Source organism: Paraburkholderia sp. SIMBA_053, assembly GCF_046534895.1.
Lineage (GTDB): Bacteria > Pseudomonadota > Gammaproteobacteria > Burkholderiales > Burkholderiaceae > Paraburkholderia > Paraburkholderia caledonica.
The window spans coordinates 1-255 of sequence record NZ_JAWRXU010001138.1; the positions used below are offsets into that span (position 1 = coordinate 1).

A 255-nucleotide genomic window follows, 5' to 3' on the forward strand; every position below is an offset into this window, starting at 1 on the left:
TCTTGAACGCCCCTTCAAGGGGCTCGAAGCCCCGGGGATATCTCAGCTTAAGGCCAGTTTCCCGCTTAGATGCTTTCAGCGGTTATCGCTTCCGAACATAGCTACCCGGCGATGCCACTGGCGTGACAACCGGTACACCAGAGGCTCGTCCACTCCGGTCCTCTCGTACTAGGAGCAGCCCCCTTCAAATATCCAGCGCCCACTGCAGATAGGGACCAAACTGTCTCACGACGTTTTAAACCCAGCTCACGTACC

General features: G+C 56.9%; 1 rRNA gene. It reads right to left on the minus strand.

The features are described 5' to 3' along the window. Positions 1-255: ribosomal RNA gene (locus SB753_RS39195) — 23S ribosomal RNA — on the minus strand; the annotation flags it as partial.